The following is a 1583-nucleotide window of genomic DNA, read 5'->3' on the forward strand; positions in this document are numbered from 1 at the left end:
GTTGTTCATCCGGGCTCTTTGGGCGTGGACAGGTGTGGTAACCACCATTTTCCAAAGATGTCCCGGATGAACAACCTACTGAGAGATCACAACTAGCGATTCCTCCAGCCCGCTATGACGCACTTGCTCTTCGAGAAGCCGCGCTTGCGTGTCGGGGGCCATACCCGGAATGTGCCTGGAATGCCTGGGCAAATCGCGATGCCACTCCGCAAGCCGCGCTGAGGTGTCTCTAAGTTTCTCCACGATTTCCGGCTGCTTGAGCCGATCAATGCGCGCTTCACTCAGCACCTTCCCAGGAGCCTCATAATCTCTAGCGCTGCTGTACAGCTCATCACCCTCCCGGGTGAATATCCGGATAGCCGCATCAGTCCTTGAATGGATGGTATCCAGGCTTGCCGGGATCTTTTCGTAAATGGCATCCCGCGCGGCTTTTGGCACGTGCCTTCCGTAACCTTCCCTATCAAGACCACCGGCGAATCGCTGATCGACGCCAATCTCACTCTCAAGCTTATGTGCGGCAACAACATGCACTTCAACTTGATACCCCTTCTCTTTAAGGCCGGCGATCAATGAATCGGCTGCCCAGTCGCCATTGCTCAGCGTTGTATCGAAGACCAGGTTCTTCCTACCTGAAACTGCCTCAGCAAGCAGCTCGTCCGCCCACGCCCCCGCATCCTTGTGGGTGCGGCTTGACCAGCTATAGGGATTCTCGCGGCTGTACCGCCCAAACTCCGGATGATACTTACGCAACTCGTCGGGATCGATCTCGACCGCATCGCCACGCATCTCTCGTGCGGCCGCCCTCGCCAAGCCACCCTTACCAGCACCCGGCTGCCCACCAAGAATCACAGCTCTTGGATGCTCCTGCGAAGTGACGACGTCGAATCCGCTCTCGGCAACGATGCGATCTCGAAATATTCGATCGTGCTGCGACTTTGAAAGTTGATCCGGATCACTGGTCACCGCAGCCCCCTCTTACTTTCCGAAGTAGTCCCAGAGAGGCCCATCGGTGTGCCAAACGTGCTTCCGGGCCGCTTGCGACATCAGCCGCTCAATACCTACTGCCCTCACCACACGCTCCGCGTCCCCACTAGCCCTGGCGGCCGCAAGTTCGTCTCTTGCCTCTATCAGGAAACTGTCCAGCCGGGCCTCCAATGCCCAGATGGCGAGGTCGAAATGCGGCGTTGCTCCAGCCGGCTCCCGGGCAACTGCATCCAGTACTTCCTGCAATCGATCGATATTGACCGGGTACTCCTTCAGCATCCTCCTGAGGCTTGCGGGTACCGGTGGCAACTGATCAATCATGGTGTTGATCCCACTTTGGAGGGAAGACTGCCAACCAGGCTGCGGCCCCCACAGCGCTAACATCACGTTGTTGGAAGCATGCGCGGAGGGTAGCCGCGTGCCCGACGAGCTGGCGGAGGCTGTCCTGCCCTGTAGCTCAGGATGCCATAACGACTGGCGATGCAACCATAGGAAAAATCCTATACTGAACCTGCTCCGCTGAAACGGACGCCAAGAAGCGATAATTTACTCGCAATTGGAGGTTCCCATGCCACGTCCCCCTCGCCGTCATTACACCG

2 protein-coding genes are annotated in these 1583 nt (G+C 57.8%); both read right to left on the minus strand.

All coding sequences use genetic code 11. From position 1 onward, the window contains the following. Positions 1–75: 75 nt before the first annotated feature. Positions 76–963, minus strand: a complete 888-nt coding sequence (locus ACIGII_RS19505; protein WP_399641350.1) for a zeta toxin family protein — start codon at positions 961–963, stop codon at positions 76–78. 12 nt (positions 964–975) lie between these two features. Further along, the gene (locus tag ACIGII_RS19510) at positions 976–1305 is read right to left on the minus strand and encodes a hypothetical protein (protein ID WP_399641353.1); all 330 of its coding nucleotides are present in this window, start codon (positions 1303–1305) and stop codon (positions 976–978) included. Between the last annotated feature and the right edge of the window lie 278 nt (positions 1306–1583).

Source organism: Stenotrophomonas sp. NPDC077420 (assembly GCF_044543385.1).
Lineage (GTDB): Bacteria > Pseudomonadota > Gammaproteobacteria > Xanthomonadales > Xanthomonadaceae > Stenotrophomonas.

Coding starts and splice junctions, on each gene's coding strand:
- ACIGII_RS19510 (WP_399641353.1), bottom strand. CDS start 1,305: ATGATTGATCAGTTGCCACCGGTACCCGCAAGCCTCAGGAGGATGCTG.